This window comes from Iodobacter fluviatilis (genome assembly GCF_900451195.1).
Taxonomy (GTDB): Bacteria; Pseudomonadota; Gammaproteobacteria; order Burkholderiales; family Chitinibacteraceae; genus Iodobacter; species Iodobacter fluviatilis.
Genome location: NZ_UGHR01000001.1, coordinates 1,537,218 through 1,557,330, shown reverse-complemented (window position 1 = coordinate 1,557,330; position 20,113 = coordinate 1,537,218). Strand labels below are relative to the sequence as shown.

12 protein-coding genes are annotated in these 20,113 nt (G+C 46.2%); 1 reads left to right on the top strand and 11 read right to left on the bottom strand.

Translation table 11 applies throughout. From position 1 onward, the window contains the following. Positions 1 to 8: 8 nt before the first annotated feature. Positions 9 to 2,810, bottom strand: coding sequence for a sensor histidine kinase (locus tag DYD62_RS07075; RefSeq protein ID WP_165928684.1), 2,802 nt, complete (start codon positions 2,808 to 2,810; stop codon positions 9 to 11). 942 nt (positions 2,811 to 3,752) lie between these two features. On the opposite strand from DYD62_RS07075, the gene DYD62_RS07065 reads away from it, so the two are divergent. Next, complete coding sequence (locus DYD62_RS07065; RefSeq protein WP_115226690.1) at positions 3,753 to 6,425, top strand: TonB-dependent receptor plug domain-containing protein; 2,673 nt, start codon at positions 3,753 to 3,755, stop codon at positions 6,423 to 6,425. Positions 6,426 to 6,502: 77 nt separating this feature from the next. Here the strand turns inward: DYD62_RS07065 and DYD62_RS07060 are convergent, their stop codons facing one another. The 10 genes from DYD62_RS07060 to DYD62_RS07015 form a co-directional block, all read right to left on the bottom strand. Continuing rightward, positions 6,503 to 7,657 carry an ABC transporter substrate-binding protein gene (locus DYD62_RS07060; protein ID WP_115226689.1) on the bottom strand — a complete coding sequence of 385 codons (1,155 nt, stop codon included), beginning with the start codon at positions 7,655 to 7,657 and terminating at the stop codon, positions 6,503 to 6,505. Between the two features lie 24 nt (positions 7,658 to 7,681). Further along, entirely contained in the window at positions 7,682 to 10,543 is a 2,862-nt protein-coding gene (locus tag DYD62_RS07055; protein ID WP_115226688.1) for an NHLP bacteriocin export ABC transporter permease/ATPase subunit, read from the bottom strand. Continuing rightward, on the bottom strand, positions 10,536 to 12,746 hold the full coding sequence (locus DYD62_RS07050) for an NHLP family bacteriocin export ABC transporter peptidase/permease/ATPase subunit (RefSeq protein WP_172476483.1): 2,211 nt from the start codon (positions 12,744 to 12,746) through the stop codon (positions 10,536 to 10,538). The genes DYD62_RS07055 and DYD62_RS07050 overlap by 8 nt, the downstream gene beginning before the upstream one ends. Positions 12,747 to 12,749: 3 nt before the next feature. Further along, positions 12,750 to 13,046: a hypothetical protein gene (locus tag DYD62_RS07045; RefSeq protein WP_147288267.1), complete on the bottom strand. Its 297-nt coding sequence runs from the start codon at positions 13,044 to 13,046 to the stop codon at positions 12,750 to 12,752. Beyond that, positions 12,992 to 14,017: an NHLP bacteriocin system secretion protein gene (locus DYD62_RS07040; RefSeq protein WP_115226686.1), complete on the bottom strand. Its 1,026-nt coding sequence runs from the start codon at positions 14,015 to 14,017 to the stop codon at positions 12,992 to 12,994. Before DYD62_RS07040 ends, DYD62_RS07045 begins: the two co-directional genes overlap by 55 nt. Positions 14,018 to 14,036: 19 nt before the next feature. After that, positions 14,037 to 15,515 carry a TolC family protein gene (locus DYD62_RS07035; RefSeq protein WP_115226685.1) on the bottom strand — a complete coding sequence of 493 codons (1,479 nt, stop codon included), beginning with the start codon at positions 15,513 to 15,515 and terminating at the stop codon, positions 14,037 to 14,039. A gap of 158 nt (positions 15,516 to 15,673) precedes the next feature. Beyond that, entirely contained in the window at positions 15,674 to 18,379 is a 2,706-nt protein-coding gene (gene lanKC, locus DYD62_RS07030; protein WP_132038673.1) for a class III lanthionine synthetase LanKC, read from the bottom strand. Positions 18,380 to 18,487: 108 nt separating this feature from the next. Further along, positions 18,488 to 18,670 carry a class III lanthipeptide gene (locus DYD62_RS07025; protein ID WP_115226683.1) on the bottom strand — a complete coding sequence of 61 codons (183 nt, stop codon included), beginning with the start codon at positions 18,668 to 18,670 and terminating at the stop codon, positions 18,488 to 18,490. 46 nt (positions 18,671 to 18,716) lie between these two features. Further along, on the bottom strand, positions 18,717 to 18,911 hold the full coding sequence (locus DYD62_RS07020; protein WP_115226682.1) for a class III lanthipeptide: 195 nt from the start codon (positions 18,909 to 18,911) through the stop codon (positions 18,717 to 18,719). Positions 18,912 to 19,065: 154 nt separating this feature from the next. Then, the gene (locus DYD62_RS07015) at positions 19,066 to 20,097 is read right to left on the bottom strand and encodes an ABC transporter substrate-binding protein (RefSeq protein WP_115226681.1); all 1,032 of its coding nucleotides are present in this window, start codon (positions 20,095 to 20,097) and stop codon (positions 19,066 to 19,068) included. Between the last annotated feature and the right edge of the window lie 16 nt (positions 20,098 to 20,113).

Genomic DNA, 20,113 nt, shown 5'->3' with positions numbered 1-20,113 from the left:
ACAAACACTCAGCCAACAGATAAGGGCAAAATCATTTCAAATCTTGCGCCCTCACCCAAAGGGCTTCTTACGCCGATACTGCCTTTCAAAACAGAATATACAATATTGTAGCTAATATGCAGACCCAAGCCACTGCCCCCCTGGCCGAAACGCGTAGTAAAAAACGGCTCAAAAACCCGCTCCAGATGTTCGGCAGAGATGCCTTTACCATTATCCTGAACAATAAGCACAATATGCGTATCGCCCTGCAGTCTTCCTTCAATCAAGATCAAGCCCTGCTCTTTTCCATCCAGACCATGAACGATGGCGTTGATGATCAGATTACTCAGCACCTGACCAAAAGCACCTGGATAACTATCCATCAGCAGCCCTTCAGGCACATCCAGCCTGAGCTGATGCCCTGCTCCTCTCAGACGGCTGTTCAGCATCAACACCACATCTTCGCACTCGGTGCGTAAATCAAACGAGCGGCGTAAATCTGAGGTCTGATCAACCGCCAGCTGCTTAAAACGAGCAATCAAATCTGCCGCTTTAATCAGACAGCGCATCAATAAATCCGACGATTCCTCCGCACTTTTGCAATAACGCTCTAAATCTGAACGCTTCACAGCGCCCAGCTGAACCTGCTGAAAAAACAGTCGGCTTTCATCTTTTAATGTACTGGCCACCAACAGACTATTGCCAATCGGCGTATTAAGTTCATGAGCAACGCCTGCAACTAATGAGCCCAAAGAGGCCAGTTTTTCCCGCTGGATTAATTCCCCCTGTGTTTGCCTCAGCTCACTCAAAGCCTGATCTGCCCTGTTCTGTGACGCTTCGGCTGCGGCATAGGCGGAGGCATTATCAAGCGCAATTGCACCATACGCGCAGAGGGCTAAAAAAATAGACAGCTCACGCTCACCATAGGCATTGGCTTGCGAAGTCTGAATGGACATCACCCCCAGCAAACGCTCGCACACAATTAAAGGCGCATAAAGCAGGCTTTGTGTATCCACCGCGCCCGGAATCAGCGTTGTATCCTGATTATCTGCCGCAAGGTGGATCAAAACCGCCTGCCGCTCCCGGGCGCAGCGGGCAATATTTGATGTTGGATGATCCTTTGGAATCACAATCGCGGGTAAAGGCTCGCCCAACTCCAATCCAAAAGCCATGGTTAAAGCGGCAGCCTGATCGTCTATTAAGTAAACCACAAAGCTACTGGCTTCCAGCAGCAGGTGCACATGACGGTGCAGGGCTGAAAATACCTCACGTATATTGAGGCTGGCCGTTATTTCACGGCCAACCATGCCCAGCGTTTCTAGGGTGGCACTGGTTTCTTTGAATGCTTTGGCAACTTGGCGGTGGTGTTCGGTTTCTGCGTGTGCCCGTTCGACCTCATGGTTGATTTGCATCGCTAGTGCACGCTTGGCTGCCACCTCTGAATACGATTTTGTCCGCGCATCGGCAGCTGCTAGGCTGTATTGATATGCGGCAGGAAAATCACTGCAGGCCGCATAAGCTGAAGCAATTTGTGTAAACAAATCTGAGGGAATCGTATAGCCACCAATTGTAGAGGCTACTCTTAAGGCTTCATGCAAATAATGCAAACAGGCCGCGGAGGCAGCCAGGCCCTCTGGAGCAGGCAAATCATAGCCCGCATAAATTTGCGCCAAAATGCGTAAGCTCTGAATTTGCATATCGGTATTATCGTGGGCTTGGGCCAGCGCCAGCGCTTCAAGCGCCTTTTCTCTGGCTTTTTCTGCCTCACCAAGATGAAGCAAGGCATCAGCCTGCCCCCGCCATGCAATAACAAGCAAATCCGGCACCGCATTTGCGAGGCTTTCCAGCTGAGTAAAGGCAGAAAGTCCCGCCTCATTGTTTCCCACATCTAGTTCTAAAAGGCCAATCGCCGAAAGAAGCAAAAGATAATTACGTGAGCCCGCCATTTCTGCCATCAGCAGCAGCGCTTCCTGCAAGCAGGCTCTTGCCTCGTCATAGCGCCCCAGCTTTCGCATAATGCCTGCAACCACAAGCAAACACGTGCCAATACTTGCAGGCCAAGCGGTTTTTCGCGCGAGGGAAAGCCCACGCTCTGTCCACTCCAGCGCGGTTTCCTGATCACCCAGCTGATCAAATGAATCCGCTATATTATTTGCTGACAATAAGGCGCTTCTCACCTGGCCACTTTCCAGCGCAGCATAATATGCATCTAAAAAACACTTGATCGCTAAGCTGGGCGCATTCGTTAAAATGGCAGCCAGTGCCTGTGCCGGAGCGACCATCGCCACCAATGGCGCAGAATATTTTTCATTCGCAGGAAAAGTACGCTGCAAGGCCTGACCTGCAGCAACTGGATCACGAAAAACAGAAAACAATAGCTGGCGAGCCTGCACAATTTGCACACGCAAAGCATCGCCAGCCAAGCGGTACTCAAGCAGTGCCATATCCAGATAAGCGATGGCCTGGCTGACCTGCCCACGATCATTTGAAACTGAAGCAATCAGCCAGAGCGCATCACCTGAGCCCTCATGATCACCCAGTTCATTGAATATTCCGGCCGCCTCATGCACCCATTGTTCCGCCAATACAAAATCAGCAAACAACAGACGAATTTCTGCCCTCACTAATAATAAACGGGCACGCAGATCAATTCGGCCAGCCTTTTCGCAATAAAGATCTGCCTCATTCGCCAGCAAAAGGGCCTGCTGGCAATCACGCTGACGCAAATGCCATGCCAGATGAACCAGCGCTTCCAGTCTGTCGGCATTATTTAATAAGACCAGCTGGTTTTCTAAAGCGTTGACATCCTTATTCAGGATAAATAAATCCATTTCAGCGACCCGATCAGCAGCAAGGCATATGCAATGCCCTACAAGAGTACTTAGCATTGCAGTTGAAAGAAAGGAATTCAAGCCCGTAAAAATACGGTATTTTTTGAATGGCTTGATCAGCTAAGACACATGATCAGGCTACTTGCTGACAAACCTTAAAATCCAGGATGCTTGATCTGCACTCACACCGACACACATCCCCCCTCATGCCTTCGCACAACAAGTCATAGATCTATTCTTAAATAAGTACACGGAAAACATAAAACAGCCATTTAAATTTCTAAATTCTCAACGGCACAATATGCTGGCATTCCAGCGGTAATCTGCAGATATATTTCTGGAATATTTAAGATCCAGCAACTTAGTGTTTTTACGTTGTAATAGAGCAACAAAAAACAGCCTACAAAGCGCCATGCAAAAAAATAAAATACAAATATTAAAAATTAGTCAATAGCAAAAAATAACAACCCATAGCCATAAATTGGCACAAACACATCATGATGACAGATTAAATTAGCATAAAAAATAATTACAAAATAAGAAAGAAATAGCCACGGCAATACAAAAATTGTTTCAAATTTTCATAAAACTTACTTTAAACAAAATAAAAACAAAAGATATCCAAGCATAAAACAAAACACAACAATATGATTTTAAACAATTATTTTCAAACTAGACTCTAAAACAGAATTGCCTTTGAAAGCCATCTTTGTGTTTCTGATCACAATCCACCCCCTTCCGGCAGCAAAGCCACCGCTCTTTTCAGTGCTGTGATGGTGGTTTTTATTCTCATTTTCAATCGTTCAAAATGGTTACATTTGGTTACATGGTAAAAAGTCACAACTGCTAATTTTCCCTTAGTTCCAGCATGAGCAAGAAACCAGCCAGCCACTGTTTCAAACAGGGCGCTACAAAACATAGCTAAACAGCGGGGGATTACGTATGCAGATGAAAAAAATGACCATTGCCATCGCAATGATTGGTGCAGGCGCAATCATCAGTGCGAATGCAGCAGAAACCGTCAACAAAGTAGAAAGAGTTGAAGTTACCGGCTCCAATATCAAACGCACCGCAAAAACGGGCGCAACGCCCGTTCAGGTGCTGGGTAAGCAGGAAATCGCGAAAACCGGCGCCACTACCGTAGCCGAATTAGTGGATAACCTCGCCGCCAGCAGCAATGGCTATGCTCAAGCACAAGCAGTGGGCGACTCAGGTAAACCGGGCTTCTCTGGCGCAAATTTGCGTGGTCTAGGAACATCTAAAACCCTGATTCTGGTAAATGGCCGCCGCATGGCCAACTACGCATTTGATAGTGCGGGGGTTGATTTGAACTCCATCCCGCTGGGCGCAGTGGACCGGGTTGAAATTGTAAAAGATGGCGCGTCTGCGGTTTACGGCACCGATGCAATCGGCGGCGTAATGAACTTTATTCTCAAGAAAAATTTTGTTGGCGCAGAAATTGGCGGCGGCGTTGAGCAAACCTTTGATGGTGGCGGCGAAGTTAAAAAAGCCAACTTTAGTTTTGGTTTCGGTAACCTTGAAGAAGACAATTACAACGTCTTTATGGCTTTAGATGTATCCAAACAGGAAGCACTGGCCGCTAAAGACCGTAGTTATTCCAAAACATCTTATATTCCAGATAAAGAAATTGATAAAACATCGGCCAATACATTTCCTGCCACCATTATTAATGGTCCTGGTGGCAAACCCGTTAACGTTGGCTATTTAACCGGCTGCGATCAGCCCCGATCAATTCCTGTTGCTAATCCAAATTTTGCTACGGGGGGTAATTGCCGTTTTGATTACGCCAGTATTATTGATATTGTTTCCCCGCAAGAGCGCCTTTCTTTCTACAGCAAGGGCACTTTAAAAGTAAATGACAATACCCAAGTCTTTGCCGATTATTTATTTACCCGCAATGTAGGGACTTATTCCTCATCCCCTGTACCCGTTTCCAGCGCCACCACCTTTAATGGCGACAACTTACTTTACCCTGCCAACGGCAAATACGACCCATATAAAGGCACGCTTGGCGATTTAAAGCTGCAATGGCGCGGCATTGATGCTGGCCCCCGTGAAAACGAAGCCACATCCGATCAGCATCGCTTTATTGTGGGTGCCGAAGGTGAAGTAGCAGGCTGGGATTACCGTGCAGCCCTAGTTTATGCACTGAATAAAACCGAAGATAAGTACACCAATGGCTGGCTGTATGAAAGCAAATTACTGCCAGCCATGCTCAGCGGCGTAATCAACCCCTTTGGCCCGCAGGATGCCGCAGGTAAAGCCGCATTAGATGCCACAAAAATCACCGGCAAAGTACAGAGTGGTGAAACCAGTAATAAATCTGCCGACGTTCAGTTTTCTAAAGAAATTTATGAGCTGGACGCCGGTAAAGTTGGCTTTGCCTTTGGTGGCGACGTACGTAAAGAAACCTACACTTATACCCCTGAAGCCATTTTATCCAGCGGCGATATCTTAGGCGGTGGCGGTAATCGTCAGTCCACCAACGGTGAGCGCCTAGTCTATGCCGGCTTTGCCGAAGTAGTCGTCCCGGTACTGAAAAATCTGGAACTGCAAGCTGCGCTACGTTACGACCATTACGACGATATGGGCAGCACCACCAATCCTAAGGTGAGCTTCCGTTATCAGCCCATCGATGAAGTGGTGTTACGTGGCTCGATCAGCACCGGTTATCACGCCCCTACCCTGGACGATTTAAACCGCCCAAGCAGCAAAACCAATACCGGGCCGAATTACAACGATCCTGAACGCTGCGCAGCAACCAAGAGCCCGCTCGATTGCAATTTGCAATTAAACCTGGTGCAAGGCGGCAGCAAATCGCTCACACCTGAGTTATCCACTAACTACACCTTTGGTTTCCTGATAGAGCCAGTAAAAAACTTCTCACTGGGCGTTGATTACTGGAATATCAATATCAAAGACCGGATCGACACCATTTCCGACTCCACCATCATGGGGGATTATGCCAAGTACAAAGATAAAGTGATTCGTAAAGCACGTACTGCTGCGGATATTGCCGCAGGTTTGCCAGGACAAATTGACTATATCGATTCCAAATCACTGAATCTGGGCGAACTACGCACCGATGGCCTAGATGTTTCTATCTTAGCCGCGCTGCCAAAAACAGAGTACGGCACTTTCCGCATCGGCTTAGAAGGCACTTACACCATCACCAACGAGTATCAGCGTGAAAAAGATGGCGCTTTCTTTGACAGCGTTGGCCAGTATATTGACCTTGGCATGAACCCACGCTGGAGACACAATCTGACGCTGTCCTGGAATATGGCTGAATGGGGTGCTTCGCTCACCAACAATCTAACATCCAGCTATATCGACCAAAACCAAGTGACTTACGTCGACCCTAAAACCGGTGCGGAATCACAAGTCAATCGTACCGTTGAGGCTTACAGCACTTGGGGCCTACAAGGCACATACCGTACCAAGAGCATTGAGCTGACTTTAGGTGTGAAAAACCTGTTTGATACCGATCCACCTTTCACCAATCAGGCCGATCACTTCCAAGTGGGTTTCGATCCTAAGTACACATCCCCAAGTGGCCGTAGCTGGTATGCCAAGGCGAATTACAAGTTTTAATCACGCATTAAATTAAACAGCTCTATTAATAAAAAGAGGCAGCCTTTCAAAGCTGCCTCTTTTTATTCTTCAGTTAATTATTTCAGTGCTGTCGTTTTAAAATATTCAAATTTACCATTTTTTACCACGACCTTAGCAAGATGCTTTCCTACCAAATCACCCTTGCTGCTATATGTATCTACGCCCGTTACACCCTGCCAATTTTTAGTGGCTCTTAATGCCGTAGCCACTTTGGCTGGCACAGCACTATTGGCCGTTTTCATCGCCTGCACCAGTAATTTAACGGTGTCATAGCCTTGAGCCGCCGTGCTGTCTGGTAATACCCCAAATTTTTTCTTAAAGTGTTCACCAAAAATCTGCACTTCTGGGCGGGGGTCTCCCATATTAAATAAGGAAAACACCACCGTACCCTCAGTGTTTTTTCCTCCCAATTTAATCAATTCAGGTGAATCCAGCCCAGCACCACCAAACACTGGCACTTTTAAACCAGCTACTCGCATCTCCTGCAAAATTTTTGCACTTTCTGGCAAAGAGCCGATCAGAAAAATAGCATCGGTAGCCAGAAATGCCCCCCAATCTGCCAGAATAGCCGCATGATTATCTCCTCCCATATTATAAGAGCGACGGTCTGCCACCGTGATACCCAACTCATGCGCCCGCTGCTCAAAGTAATTTGCTAAATCAATACCATAATCATTTTTTATATAGTAAATCGCAATATTTTTATAGCCTTGCGATACCGCGTAATCGGCGATTTGCCGCCCTTGATCTCTATTGCCTGGCAAGCTGCGAAAGGTATATTTACCCCCTTGCTCGGTGATTTTTTGCACACTGGCGCCAGGAGTAATCATTAACAAACCTGCTCGCTCATAAATTTGCGCAGCTGGAGCGGCAATATACGAATTTAAATGCCCAATCACCGCCGCCACCGCAATATCGTCGGCAATTTCTTGAGCAACTAGCCGCCCTTTACTGAGCGAGGCGGTATCATCCTTGAGTTGAATTTTTATTTTTCTACCCAATACCCCGCCGCTTTGATTCACTTCATCAACGGCTAAATTAATCCCGTCGATTAAAGTGGCCTTGCTTGATTGCAATGGCCAAGCAACAGCAATTAATAACTCTTGGCTGGCTTGCGCCAATTTTTCAGCCCTTTGCTGAGCCAGCGATTTATTATCGCAGCCAGCTACCGTGCTCATCGTTAAAGCAATTACTATCAGTTTTTTAATCATTGCAGCCTCTAGGGTGATGCAGATTTAAGCCATTTGCCGCTTTGCCAGCTCAGCGAATAATCCTTCCTCGCCGATTAATTGTTGATATGTGCCGCTCTGCACGATTTTTCCCTTATCCATCACATAAATGCGATCGGCATTAATAATGGTGCTGAGCCGGTGGGCAATCACCACACGGGTGGCTTGCAACCGATCCATGCTGGCACTGACCAGTGCTTGGCTCTGATTATCCAGCGCGCTGGTAGCCTCATCAAAAAACACAATCCGCGGTTTATTTACGATGGCCCTAGCAATGAGTAAGCGCTGCCGCTGCCCGCCAGATAAGGTGCCCCCGCCATCGCTGACGATGGTATGCATGCCCATCGGCATGGCATTGATATCCTGATCCAGCCCGCAAGCCCTTGCCGCGTCCCAAGCATCGGCCAGCTTTAAAGGGCTTGAACCAATGATATTGCTAAAAATATCACCACTCATTAAACGGCCACTTTGCAGCACTACGCCCAGCTGACGCCTCACGGCACCGATATCCACATCGGCCAAATGATGCTGATCGTAATACACACCGCCATGGGTTGGGGTTTCAAAACCCAGCATCAGCCGCAGCAGCGTTGACTTGCCTGATCCTGATGCACCAACCAAGGCAATAAACTCGCCTGGCTGAATCGTCATAGAGACATCATCCAGCACCAGCGGGGCATCGGCTGCGTATGCAAACCGTAGATGGCTCAGCTCAATAGCGCCTTGCAAAAGGCCTGGGCTGGCTTTGCTTTCATCAACTTCGGGGCAGGCCTCAAGAATGGGCCGGGTGCGATCGTATGTCGCCGTAATGGCCAATAGATCAAGCCCCGTTTTAACTAATGAAAGTGCCGCCCCCAAAAAAACAGCCCATGTTGCGCCAAAAGCAATAAAATCCCCGCTAGAGAATTTAACCCCTGCTGGCTCAGCAAGCGCCATAGCAAGACAAGCAAAAATCAGCGCATTTGCCGCCACAGGAAACGCCGCACTAAAGACGCTATTTAGATTACTAAGCCTACCCGCACGTAGTGCCAGTTGCTTTTGAGCCGCAAAATCCGCCGCCCAATTGGCAAAGGCCCGTGATTCAGCGCCAGTGATTCTTAGCTTACTAATGCCGCTTAAATACTCCAGCACCATGCCAGACAACTTACCGCTGACTGCAGCGGTTTGCCGAGTAATCCGTACACCGAAATATCCCACCGCTAAGTTAAAGCCAATCGCCAAAGTAACTAATAAAATGGCCAGCATGGCTAATTTGGCGCTGTAATAAAATAATAAAAACACATTTAAAATAGCAAATAAGCTACTAATCAACGATGCAATCACCGTGCCCGATAAGGCTTGACGAATTTCATTAATGCCATTGATTCGCATCGCTAAATCGCCAGCACTATAATCCCGAAAAAAAGGCACAGGCAGGGCCAGTACCCTATCCCATACGGCGGCTTGTAAATCGCTGCTTGCCCGCCCTTCAATTCTCAGCATTGCCAACGAGCGGGTGGCTTCAAATAAGAGGGTGACGATGCTGGCAATAAACAAGATAACAACCAACTGAACCATTTGCCCGTAATCAGCGGCAGGAAAAACACTGTCAAATAAATGACCGCTAGCCAAAGGGATGGCCATCCCCAGCAAGGCGCTAGCGCAGGCAATCGCAGCCACAACAGCAAGGTCTTGCCGTATCGCAAAAAAAACAAATTGCAAAATATCACTGAGGGCAAGTTTTTTGCTGGGCAGGGCTGCATAAAATGTATAGGCAAATGGCGCAAGCTGAGCGGCAAACTCCGCATTAAGCTGTGTCACTTCGCCTGATTGCGGCTCATGTATCTGATAGCCACCACCGCGCAAGGGCAAAAGTGCAAAAGCCTGTTTACTTTGCTCAACAAACACCAGCAAGGGGCCATTATCATGGCGCCACCAGTCACCCTTTAAAGCAACAATACGAGTGCGCACGCCCGATGCCTGAGCAATTTCCCTAACGGCATCTTTGCCCCTGACTCCCTCAGCAGGGGCGGCCTTAAACGTCACCCCCAGCCTGCGACCAATTACTTTGCATGCAGCTAGCAGGCGATCACTGCCTCTGTGATCACTCGCTGATTGCAAACTAAACAAGGTCACAAAACCCGCCAGTGCATTAGCCATCACCTGACTGCCCTGCGCGCTTTTCATTTGTAAGCGCTGTAACTCTTGCTCTGCAGCGTGATTTTTTTGCACCGTCACCCATTGCAGTAGCAGGCTAAACAACTCCGCTACGCCTTCAAACTGCACTTCAGGCGGCATAGACGCGTCTGGCTCAAAACAACTCAGCTCACTGCTTGGGGCCAAACTGACCCAAGTGTTTAAGGGCAGCGGCATCAAAGCACCCGCTTCGCAGGGTAGTTGGCCAAAATAGCGCGTCTGCCCAGAGCTCGTAAACCAAAGCCCTGCCCTTTCTGCGCCCAGCGTAAGCGCTTGCTCTTGGCTACAAGCTTGCTCTGAACCAAGCATCAGGCAATCGCTAGCGGCTTTTTCGGCAAAGGCAGCAGCAATATGCTCAATCAAGGGTGCAAGCAAACTGGCTAGCATAGCCTTGGTCTGTACTACATGATCTAATAATGCAGCTTTGGCAATTATTCTATATTCAGCATCGGGGCTGGGCTGGGCGAGCACCGCTTTTGCTCTATCCTTTGTAGGGAAAATCAAAAGCTCGCCCGCCACCACGGTGAATAAAAAACTGCGCGCTCCCGTGCCATCTTGCTTAACCATAAACACATCAACGCTGCCTTTTTCTAGCAGGCAGACGCTTTCGGCAGCGCCCCGTATTAAGCTAGCCTGGCTAAGCTCACCAAGCTGTATTAATGGCTGCGCTAATCTCTCTAAGGGCTTATTCATTGGCAATCAGCCTTGCGTAATGACCATCTAATTGCATTAATTGTGGATGCGAGCCGCGCTCGAGCACCTTGCCCTTATCGAGGAGGATGATTTCATCGCAATCTCGGATTGAGCTCAATCGGTGCGCCACAATCAGGCAGCTGCAGCCACGGCGGCGTAAATGGCCATCAATGTGTTTTTCGGTGAGCGGATCAAGCGCGCTGGTGGCTTCGTCCAGCACTAATAGGCGCGGATTTGATGTCAGCGCTCTAGCGATTTCCAGCCGCTGGCGCTGGCCTCCGCTAAAATTTCCTCCCCCTTCAGCAACGACGCTGTCGTAAGCGTCTGGCCGCAGCGCAATCACATCGTGCACACAAGCATCTTTGGCCGCCCCAACCATATCCGCCAAAGGCGTGGTGCTATCCCACATGCTTAAATTGTCACGAATACTGCCAGAAAAAAGCGCAATATCCTGATCAACCGAAGCCACTGAGTTTAATAATTGCTGCCGTGGCCAAGCACTGCGTGGCTTGCCATCAAAGAGGATCTGCCCATCCCATACCTCGTACAAACCCACCACCAATTTAGAGATGGTCGATTTACCACAACCAGATGCCCCTACCAAGGCCACCCGCTGCCCTGGTTCTAAAATCAGGTTAAAGTTCTCCAGCAGCGGAGGCTCCAGACGGCTATAGCCAAAGGTGACATTACGTAATTCAAGGTGCCCTTCTAACTTGGCCGAAACCAGAAGCTCATCTTTTTTTTCTAAAGCGACGATATCTTCACAAGGGTAGCGCATCACATCATCCAGCCTGTCCATATCCCCTTGAAAGCCCTGTATCTTGCCCCCTAGCGCCACCAGTGCATTGCTCGGGTTAATAAAACTAGCTACCAGCGCCTGAAAAGCCACCAACATGCCGATCGTCATATCGCCTTGCATCACCCTTGCACCGCCAATACCCAAAACCAACGCCGCATTAGCTGCCGTTAAGAACTTCGGCAATAAATCCAAGGAAATAGAAGTACGGCTCATGGCTTGAGTAGAATTCATCAACCTTGCCTGATAGCCCGCCCAGCGGCTAAAAAAATCAGACTCCGCACCGGAGGCCTTTAAGGTTTCAATCAGCATTAATCCATTCATAGACGTGCCCATCACCTTGCCACGATCAATGGATAGCTTTTGATTCAGCTCCTTACGGCGCTGTGATACATAGCGCAATACCAGCACATTGACCACCACGATCCCTATCGTAATCAGGCTCATAGTCAGATCATAAAACAGCATAATCACGGCAAAAAATAGTGCGGTAATCACGCTCAGTAGCGCAGAGACGAGGTCTTCCGACAAAATATTGGCAACTCGGTCGCTAATGCCAACCCGTGCACCTATATCACCGGCAGATCGCTGCTGATAAAAACCCACGGGCAAGCGTAATACATGCCAAAAAAAACGGGCCGAGGTGCTCAAGGCAATACGGGTTTCTAGCTTGAGTAAATAATGTTTTTGCATCCAAGTTAACACCGCCACCAGTAAGGAAGTCGCCAACATGCCGCCAATTAAAGGGCCCATCCAGCTTGTCAGCCCCCCCACTAAAACCTGATCGATAAACACCGAGGTAAACACCGGAATAAGTAAGCCTGGGATCACTAAGGCCAGCCCCAGCAGTACCAAATAGACAAGCGCCTCACACGTCCCCGTCAGGCGGCTTTGTAAACCATCAATTAAACTACGCGGGCTGCCTGCGGGTTGAAAATCTGGCCCCGGCTCAAAGGTAAGCACCACTCCCGTAAAGGACTGATCAAACTCTGCCTCGCTGACGGAGCAACGCCCCTTTGCCGGATCGTTTAACCACACCTTATCTTTGGCAAAACCATCCAAGACTAAAAAATGATTGAAGTTCCAAAATAAAATCATCGGCAGCTGCATGCTGCGTAAATCTGCAGGCTCCTTACGGTAGCCCTTAGCCAGCAAACCATGTTTTTCTGCCGCCTTCACCACATTCAACGCCTTGCTGCCATCTCTGGATACGCCGCAATCCACTCGCAATTGCTCCAGTGGAATATATTTTTTGTAGTAGGCCAGAATCATTGCCAGCGACGCCGCCCCACACTCCACGGCCTCCATTTGCAATACAGAGGGTGTTTTCACTTGATGTATTTTTAGCACCCACTCAGGCTTATAACGCAGCACACGCTGCCACAGCATATCCATCGCTTTTAGCATGGCTTAATCCAAACCTAAGGCTTTTTTAAGAATCGGCAACACCAGCGTAATCGGCCTTTGCTCAGAAAGCGTAATCGCCGCCGAACACGCTGTGCCACTCTGAATAGAAAAAGGCGGGCCGCTGCGGGTAGACCATTCGTAATGACTGGGATTAACCGAAGAAGGCTTGAGCGAAGCCAGAATTTGAATCGGTGCCAGCGTGCCGGTCAGTTGCTGAACTAATTTTTCATTAGCAAACACCCGCATCAGGCCCTGATCGGTAGAAGGGTAATCGGCAACACTGCTAATAAATGCAGGCAAAAACCAAACTCTTCACGTTTAGCCGTACTTGGGCTGATCTCCACCTTCATCCCGGCACTGACTTTCTTGCCCTCAGCTGCGGGTAAATAGATATAAGCTTCGATTTCATTCATATCAACTCCGCCCTGCTCCACGCTGATCAGCTGCGTACCCCGCTCAACCAACTGCCCCTCCGCCGCCTTGACTTCCAGCACCCGACCTGAATAAGGGCTGATAATAGAAGTAAAATTCTTGGCATCCCGTCGCATCAAAGCCAGCGTGCGCTTTACGTCATCTAGCTGGTTCTGGGTTTGTACCACTTCATTATCACTCTGCTTTTTGCCCTCTAGCCTCGCCACATCCTGCTGCTTAAACTGGCCCTTAATGGTTTCAGCTTCTAAACGAACCGCTTCCAGCTCCAGCTGCGATGTAATTAAGGTTTGCTTGGTAATCAAACCCTGCTCAAACAACGAGGCTTGACTGTTTATACGCTCTTGCAGCAATTGCCCGCGTTGATTAGCCGATGCCAACTGGCGCTGCAAATTTTGTGTTTGCTGCCCCATAGTCGCATCCCGCAGCGACAAACCTTGCGCCGCCATTGCCACCGCTTGGGCATGCTGAGCCTCTACCTCTTTTAAACGCGCCTCGCTTGATTTGATTTTTTGTAGCAAGTCATACTGCTCCAACCGACCAATGATTTGTCCACGCGTCACCATATCGCCAGGCTCGACAGCCAGATCAGATAAGCGCCCACTGGCCGAAGTCGTCAGTACAATCACCCCACCATTTTTGACCAAGATGCATTGCTGGCCCATAAGCTTAGTTGGCAGCTTACCAAGCACAGACCACGCAATCAGTGTGAGCAACAAGAGGGCAATTCCCGCCAAGGCAATCCAGCCCTTGCTAGAAGTGACTTGCAGCAAGCTATCTAGCTCTTCGGGCGAGGATAGGCGGTTAAGTGCAACTTGCCTGAAAAGACCTTTTTTTTGCATGGCTTATGCTTAGCTCAAATTAATGGAAAGAAGTAAGTGGCCCTAAACCAGCCATATCGCTGACATCTAGTGAAACCACCTCGTCATCATGCATGCTGGCTACGGGCAGTAGCGTGCCAGTTTCAAAGCGCAATTTAGCCAGCGCACTGGCGTAGGCCAGCTGTAGTTGCAAGTAATTCACCCTGGCACTGACAAAGCGCGTTTCGACATTGATCACATCAATTAGGGTGGAAATCCCATTTTTTTGTTTGACTACTTCTTGGCTCACCGCCAGCTCGTACAAGGACAAAGCTTGCTTTGCCACTTTGAGTTGCTCGCTGCTATTAGATAAAGCCTGCCAAGCGCTTTCTATTCCAGAAGCTACCCCTATATTTAAATCTTTTTGCCGAATTAAGAGCTGAGACAGCAGTGCAGAGCGCTCTTGCATGGCCCCACTGGCACTATTGTTTTGCAAAGGAAATTGATAATTTAGCCGAGCAAACACCGAGGGCGAGGCTTGAATTTGCCCAGCTTCTGCGGCAAAGCCATAGCGGCTACCGCCCTCCGATGCCTTGGCATAGCCCAGCCCCAGCTGTAAATCCAGCTGAGGTTTAAGCCGCTCCTGCACTGCCTGCATCTGCCGCCGCGCCGCATCCAGCTGCACTGCCAGCGCTCTTACGTCTGGGCGTTGCTGCAAGGCCGCAATACTGATTGCTTCGGTAGAAAAAAACGGCAGCGTTGTTAGCTGGGCAGGCAAGGCATCAGAGGGCTCAGGCAGCTGCTTGATCGCCAGCTCATCTAGGCCCAATAAGCGACCCAGCACCGTTCTGGCCTCGATACGCGCCAGCGCCGCTGCTTGCCGCCGGCTGATTTTGTCGCTGTGATCTGCTTGTAGCAAAACCAAATCGGCTCGCGGCTTTTCACCCGCATCCACCAGCTTTTGAATAGAGCGCAGCAGGCTCTGGCTACGCTCCTCACTACTCTGCGCTACTTTTTCTAAATCCACCCGGCTGCGGTAATTCCAGTACGCCAGCAGCGTGTTATAAAGCGTCTGCGCAATACGGTCCCGCAGTTGATAACGGCTCAGCTCAATATTCAGCTTAGCCACATCTTCTGAAGAGGCAGTGGCATCACGGCCATGCAGCAATGGCACAATCAGAGACACATCAAATTTAAGCCGATTTTGCTGCAACAGCTGCCCATCACTAGCGAGGGCATCTAAGCTGCCATTCAAACTCATGCCATTATGCAGTTGCTTACTCATCCCCAATTGATAGCCGCTATTTATCAACAGCCCATCTGCGCTATTGATTTGCGGTGTGACTTTTTTATCGTATAAAAGGCCAGAAGACAAAACCCAATCAAATTGCCCGGCCGCCTGCAAATACTGCCCCTGAGCAACAGCAATCTGAGTGCTTTGAATTTGTATGTCTGGGTTTTGCTTTAGAGATTGCTCAATGGCGGTGGATAGCCAAAATTCAGAAGCTCTTGTATCAAGATAAAATAACGAAAAAAACATATATATAATAAATATATGGAAATATTTTCTGTTAATTAAAATCAAGAAATAATACAAAAATAACCTCTGATCTTTTAAATATTTATAAAAAACAAGACCTCAGATCAGACTGCACAATATGCATAATCTGAACAGATAGCAGCGGCTAAAACATAAAATCATGGCATAGTGAGCAATAAATCACTATCTTCTGAATGAAAACACTTAATCAGCTCATCAGTCATAAAATTAAAATTTCCACTATGATTAATTAAACGATTCATAAAGAGGGCCACTCCGGCAGAGCCGGATGAATAATCAGTACAAATTTTATTAGGAGTCAGAAGCGGATAAGAAAAACCTTCTTTTCTTTTAATGGTAAATAATTTCAACCCTTCCGCAGCCCGATAAGCTAGGTCAAGATATGACTCATCGCCCAAAAATTCATAAACATCCAGCATATAATTCGCCAAGCCTGACAGCCCGGAAAACAAATCTGGAGAAATAGTATATTTCTGTGCAATGGCTGGTTTTACTTTTTCAATAAAGTGAAGATATTCTACATTCTTTGTTATGACGTAATAACGCAATGCAACACTGGCCACACCTGCACTACCATGCGCTAGGTAAGGATAGAGTATATTGTTCCCATTAACAGTATGCTTTGGAAAACCAAATGTCCCTTCGATTTCTCTTCCGCAAGAAATATCAAATTTAATCCCGTTTTCACCAACCAATAAATAACGGGCATTTTTTGTAGCGCAATATATATTCAGTAAGAAAAGAGCAATGCCGCTGGCACCCTCCATAAGCCCCACGCCAGTCCCTTTACCTTCAACATTATCCCATGAGCAACCATCGCCCTCTGCCATTGCAGTCTCACAAATAATATCGGCTATTTTCACTGCCTCAGACAGATAGTGCTCTTTATTTGTTTTTTGCCATAAATTAAGGCAGGCTAAGCCATAGCCTGCTGCACCATAAGCAAGAGACATTTTTTGGAATAATAAACGATGCCCTGCCGCCATTTTTAATGCTTGTCCTGCCAGCTTCTGATGGCCTGTTTCAAATAATGCCCAAGCCATTCCGCTCAGGCCGTTCATCAAACCCGGCAAATGCGCCTCTAATTTAAACTGACGCAATATCCAATCATTCAATGTATCGGGAACAGAATCAGAAGCTTTATGCCATGCATATGCCACCCCAAGCACGCCATGATCTACAGCCATGCAATCATCGAATTTGGGGCCAAAGGGCAAAATTCGACCTGATAAGGACACATCCATCATATTGGCATTATATTCAAAAACTTTACTAACTACATTTTCGCAAAATGCATGAATGCTTTTTTTGTTGTCAACTTTAAATTTATACCCACTTATTTCATTTACGCTGCACATCTTTAATTTTTCAACGCAAACACCAAGATCAATGACTTCATCTGAATAAAGATAATTCACACATTCGATATACCCATAAGGCAGCCCAATATCTTTTCTTAATTCACCCAGCGCTATCGTTACAAAATCCTCATTAATTTCACTCAAGGTAGGGTTTGGCAAAATCATTGCCATCAAAAAACTACCTAATGCATAATAATCATCATAAAAATCAACTGTCTTTTTAACTTTTCTGGAATGCTTACCAAAGCCAGGCGAAAACATATTCGTATTTCTATCTACCCCTAGCTCAAAAGCCCCTTCAAAATCAATCAGCTTTATATTCAAATTACCCGGGTTGACAATAATATTGTTCAGAGACAAATCGCCAAATACAATACCATACTCATGCAGTAGTATAATTTTTTCGAAAAGCTGCACTGATATATTTAATACATCTTCAAACCACTGCTTCATCACTCTGTCGGAAGAAGTTGCATGAATCAGCTTATTGGATCTGGCAATATATTGACGCAAATTTTGCCCCTCAATCAACTCCTGGGCCATAAACGAATGATTCCACTCCTCAAAAAAATCCAAAGCTTCAGCACTGATCTCTGTTTTTGATATTTTTGATAAAATCCTAAACTCTTTTTTTAGACGTTCTATCGAATCAACACCTTCATCATTAATTTCAACATAAGGCCTGCACTCTTTGATAATTGCCTCTTGCTGTGTAACCACGTTTTTAGCCTTATAAACGCCGCCAGCATTTGAATGTTTAATAACGGAAATAATTTCATATTTTCCGCCAAACAGTTGTACATTTATTTTTTCAACAGTTTTATTTGCATTCGTCAAAGGAGAAATTTTCAGGCAAAGTTCATCTGTAACAAAATCAGGAAGAATAAAATACGGGGATCGGATATCTTCAATAAATTCGTATTTGTCATTTAAGATACACAGCGTTCTTTCGCCATTTACGTTAATCTCCGGGAATGACTGAATACCTCCGTAGCGGTAAAAAAGTACCGATGCATCTTTATACTGCCGGTCGGACAATATATACGGCCCCTTTTCATCTTTTAACTCTGCATAAAGTGACTCAATCAGTCTTTTAAATATCTCATCACTCCCCGGGTAAATAGTTATAAATTTTCCGGCAGACTGACGCGAGCAGCTCTTACGCAGCTGCGAAATTAAGATATGCGGATCACTGGCGAACTTAAATTCAACACCATAGCTAAAGCAAACCGATGCGACTTTATTTAAAATTCGCAATGCAGATTCAGGCAAGGCTGAAACATGAATTTTCCAGCCCTGAGCAGGATGCTTTGCCTTTGGAGACAAAGTCTGAGTCCAAAAATGGCCTTGATTTAAACGCCACATATTCGGAAGCTGTTTAGAGACATGTTCATAATAAAACATAGATGGTTTGTATGCAGATTGCGGGATAAAATAATCATTACTATTGCTATTCAACAACTCTCGCAAAGAATTTTCCACATTTAAACCTACAAAAGTAATAATCAGAAATAGTAGCGGAAAAAATCCGCTACTATATAAACTAAAAAACAAATAACAATAATGCTATTTGTTTAATTTAATAGCTATTTATTCAACGTTACTTTCTTCAGCTTTACCACAATGATTGCTGACAGTGCTCCAATCAGCAGGAGTTTCACCTGTAACCCCTCCACTAATTTCAGCCAGAGTCTGTAAATCTAAAACTTTAGATTTGTCATCACTAACTACACTGTCATTTTCTACAGCAATATTCTCTGATTTCTTAGTCATGATTATTCCTTTAAAATTCAATAAAAATTTTTATTCCGCATATTAATTATGCAGCACCGTTTTGTTCCGCTTCGCTTGCACAATAATTGCTCACAGTACTCCATTCAGATGGAGTTTCACCCGTAACGCCACCACTGACTTCCGCAAGTTCCTGAAGATCCAATACCTTGGACTTTTCTTCATTTGATTGAACATCACTTTCTAAACTAGCGTTTTTAATATTTTCAGATTTTTCTGTCATAGCTTAACTCCCTTCAGGTTATATAAAACCAGCCATAACCTTTGTCATTTTCAGACAAATAGTTTAGCGGGTCCATTGTGCAGCTGACTGGCGCTGCCCCATTGCTTACTACAAAAAATATTTAAACCAAAAATTATAAACATAAAAAAACTTATCATTCACTTGCATCAACCCCATCCAGCGGAGAGATTAATTCTGCAAACTTAACCACAGCCAAAGGAGGATAGATCCCTAATTTTTTTGCCGCCCCCATATTTACCAAATAGGTAAACCGGTTTAATAACTCAACAGGTATTTTTGAGACGTGCTCTTTCTTTAAAAGTATCTGTTCTGCCTTATGTGCGGCTAATTCCCCCACATTGAAATAGGTACTCACCAGCCCCAATAATGCGCCATCATTCCGAACAGGCGCTTCGGTGGCAGAAAAGACGGGGATTTTTGCTGCCTGTGCTGCCTGCACCACTGTCTGCGCATTTTTAATCATAAATGAATCTGATGGGATATATATAAACTGGGGTTTTCTTGCTAATAATTCTTGTGTAGCCTTTTTTATCCCATCAAGTCCCGGTTTATTATTCTCATCAAGCGCAACAGGAGATAAATCTAAAGAAAATTTATTTTTAGCTGCAATTTTTTCCAGCCCTTGCACTGCAAGTACTGCATTTTTTTCCTGTGAGTTATAAATCACACCCAGTGTTTGCGTACTGCGCATTTTCTGTAGTGCATTCATTTGTGCACTCAGTGGCACTAAATGTGATGCACCTGTTAAATTTCGCCCGGAAGCCTGCATGTTTTTAACAAGCCTTGCCCCAATTGGGTCAGCAACAATATTAAATACAACCGGAATATCCGTAATATGCTTTTCAGGATTAACCTGCCCGACTAAACCAACCACTTCTGCGGTTACCGTTGTGCCAAAGGTGTAGATCAAATCCGGCTTTAATTCACGTGCTTCACTCACAAATTCGGCAATTTTTGTATTATCAGCTTGCGCATCACGAATAATAAATTCAGCTGCAATGTGGTGTTGCTTAAAATATGAAACAAACCCTTTTTCTGCGTCGGTAAATCCACGATAAAGAATCATCATTATTTTATACGGTGGTTTTTCATTTATTTCAGCTGCTTTTAACTCCAAAGGAAAAAGTAACAAATATGTAAATATAATTATGAAACGAAAATACATTTGCTATTTCCTTTAT

What these genes read in the sequence shown, in the direction of transcription:
- DYD62_RS07075 (WP_165928684.1), bottom strand. Translation starts at nt 2,810, where the DNA reads ATGGATTTATTTATCCTGAATAAGGATGTCAACGCTTTAGAAAACCAG.
- DYD62_RS07065 (WP_115226690.1), top strand. Translation starts at nt 3,753, where the DNA reads ATGCAGATGAAAAAAATGACCATTGCCATCGCAATGATTGGTGCAGGC.
- DYD62_RS07060 (WP_115226689.1), bottom strand. Translation starts at nt 7,657, where the DNA reads ATGATTAAAAAACTGATAGTAATTGCTTTAACGATGAGCACGGTAGCT.
- DYD62_RS07055 (WP_115226688.1), bottom strand. Translation starts at nt 10,543, where the DNA reads ATGAATAAGCCCTTAGAGAGATTAGCGCAGCCATTAATACAGCTTGGT.
- DYD62_RS07050 (WP_172476483.1), bottom strand. Translation starts at nt 12,746, where the DNA reads ATGCTAAAAGCGATGGATATGCTGTGGCAGCGTGTGCTGCGTTATAAG.
- DYD62_RS07040 (WP_115226686.1), bottom strand. Translation starts at nt 14,017, where the DNA reads ATGCAAAAAAAAGGTCTTTTCAGGCAAGTTGCACTTAACCGCCTATCC.
- DYD62_RS07035 (WP_115226685.1), bottom strand. Translation starts at nt 15,515, where the DNA reads ATGTTTTTTTCGTTATTTTATCTTGATACAAGAGCTTCTGAATTTTGG.
- DYD62_RS07025 (WP_115226683.1), bottom strand. Translation starts at nt 18,670, where the DNA reads ATGACTAAGAAATCAGAGAATATTGCTGTAGAAAATGACAGTGTAGTT.
- DYD62_RS07020 (WP_115226682.1), bottom strand. Translation starts at nt 18,911, where the DNA reads ATGACAGAAAAATCTGAAAATATTAAAAACGCTAGTTTAGAAAGTGAT.
- DYD62_RS07015 (WP_115226681.1), bottom strand. Translation starts at nt 20,097, where the DNA reads ATGTATTTTCGTTTCATAATTATATTTACATATTTGTTACTTTTTCCT.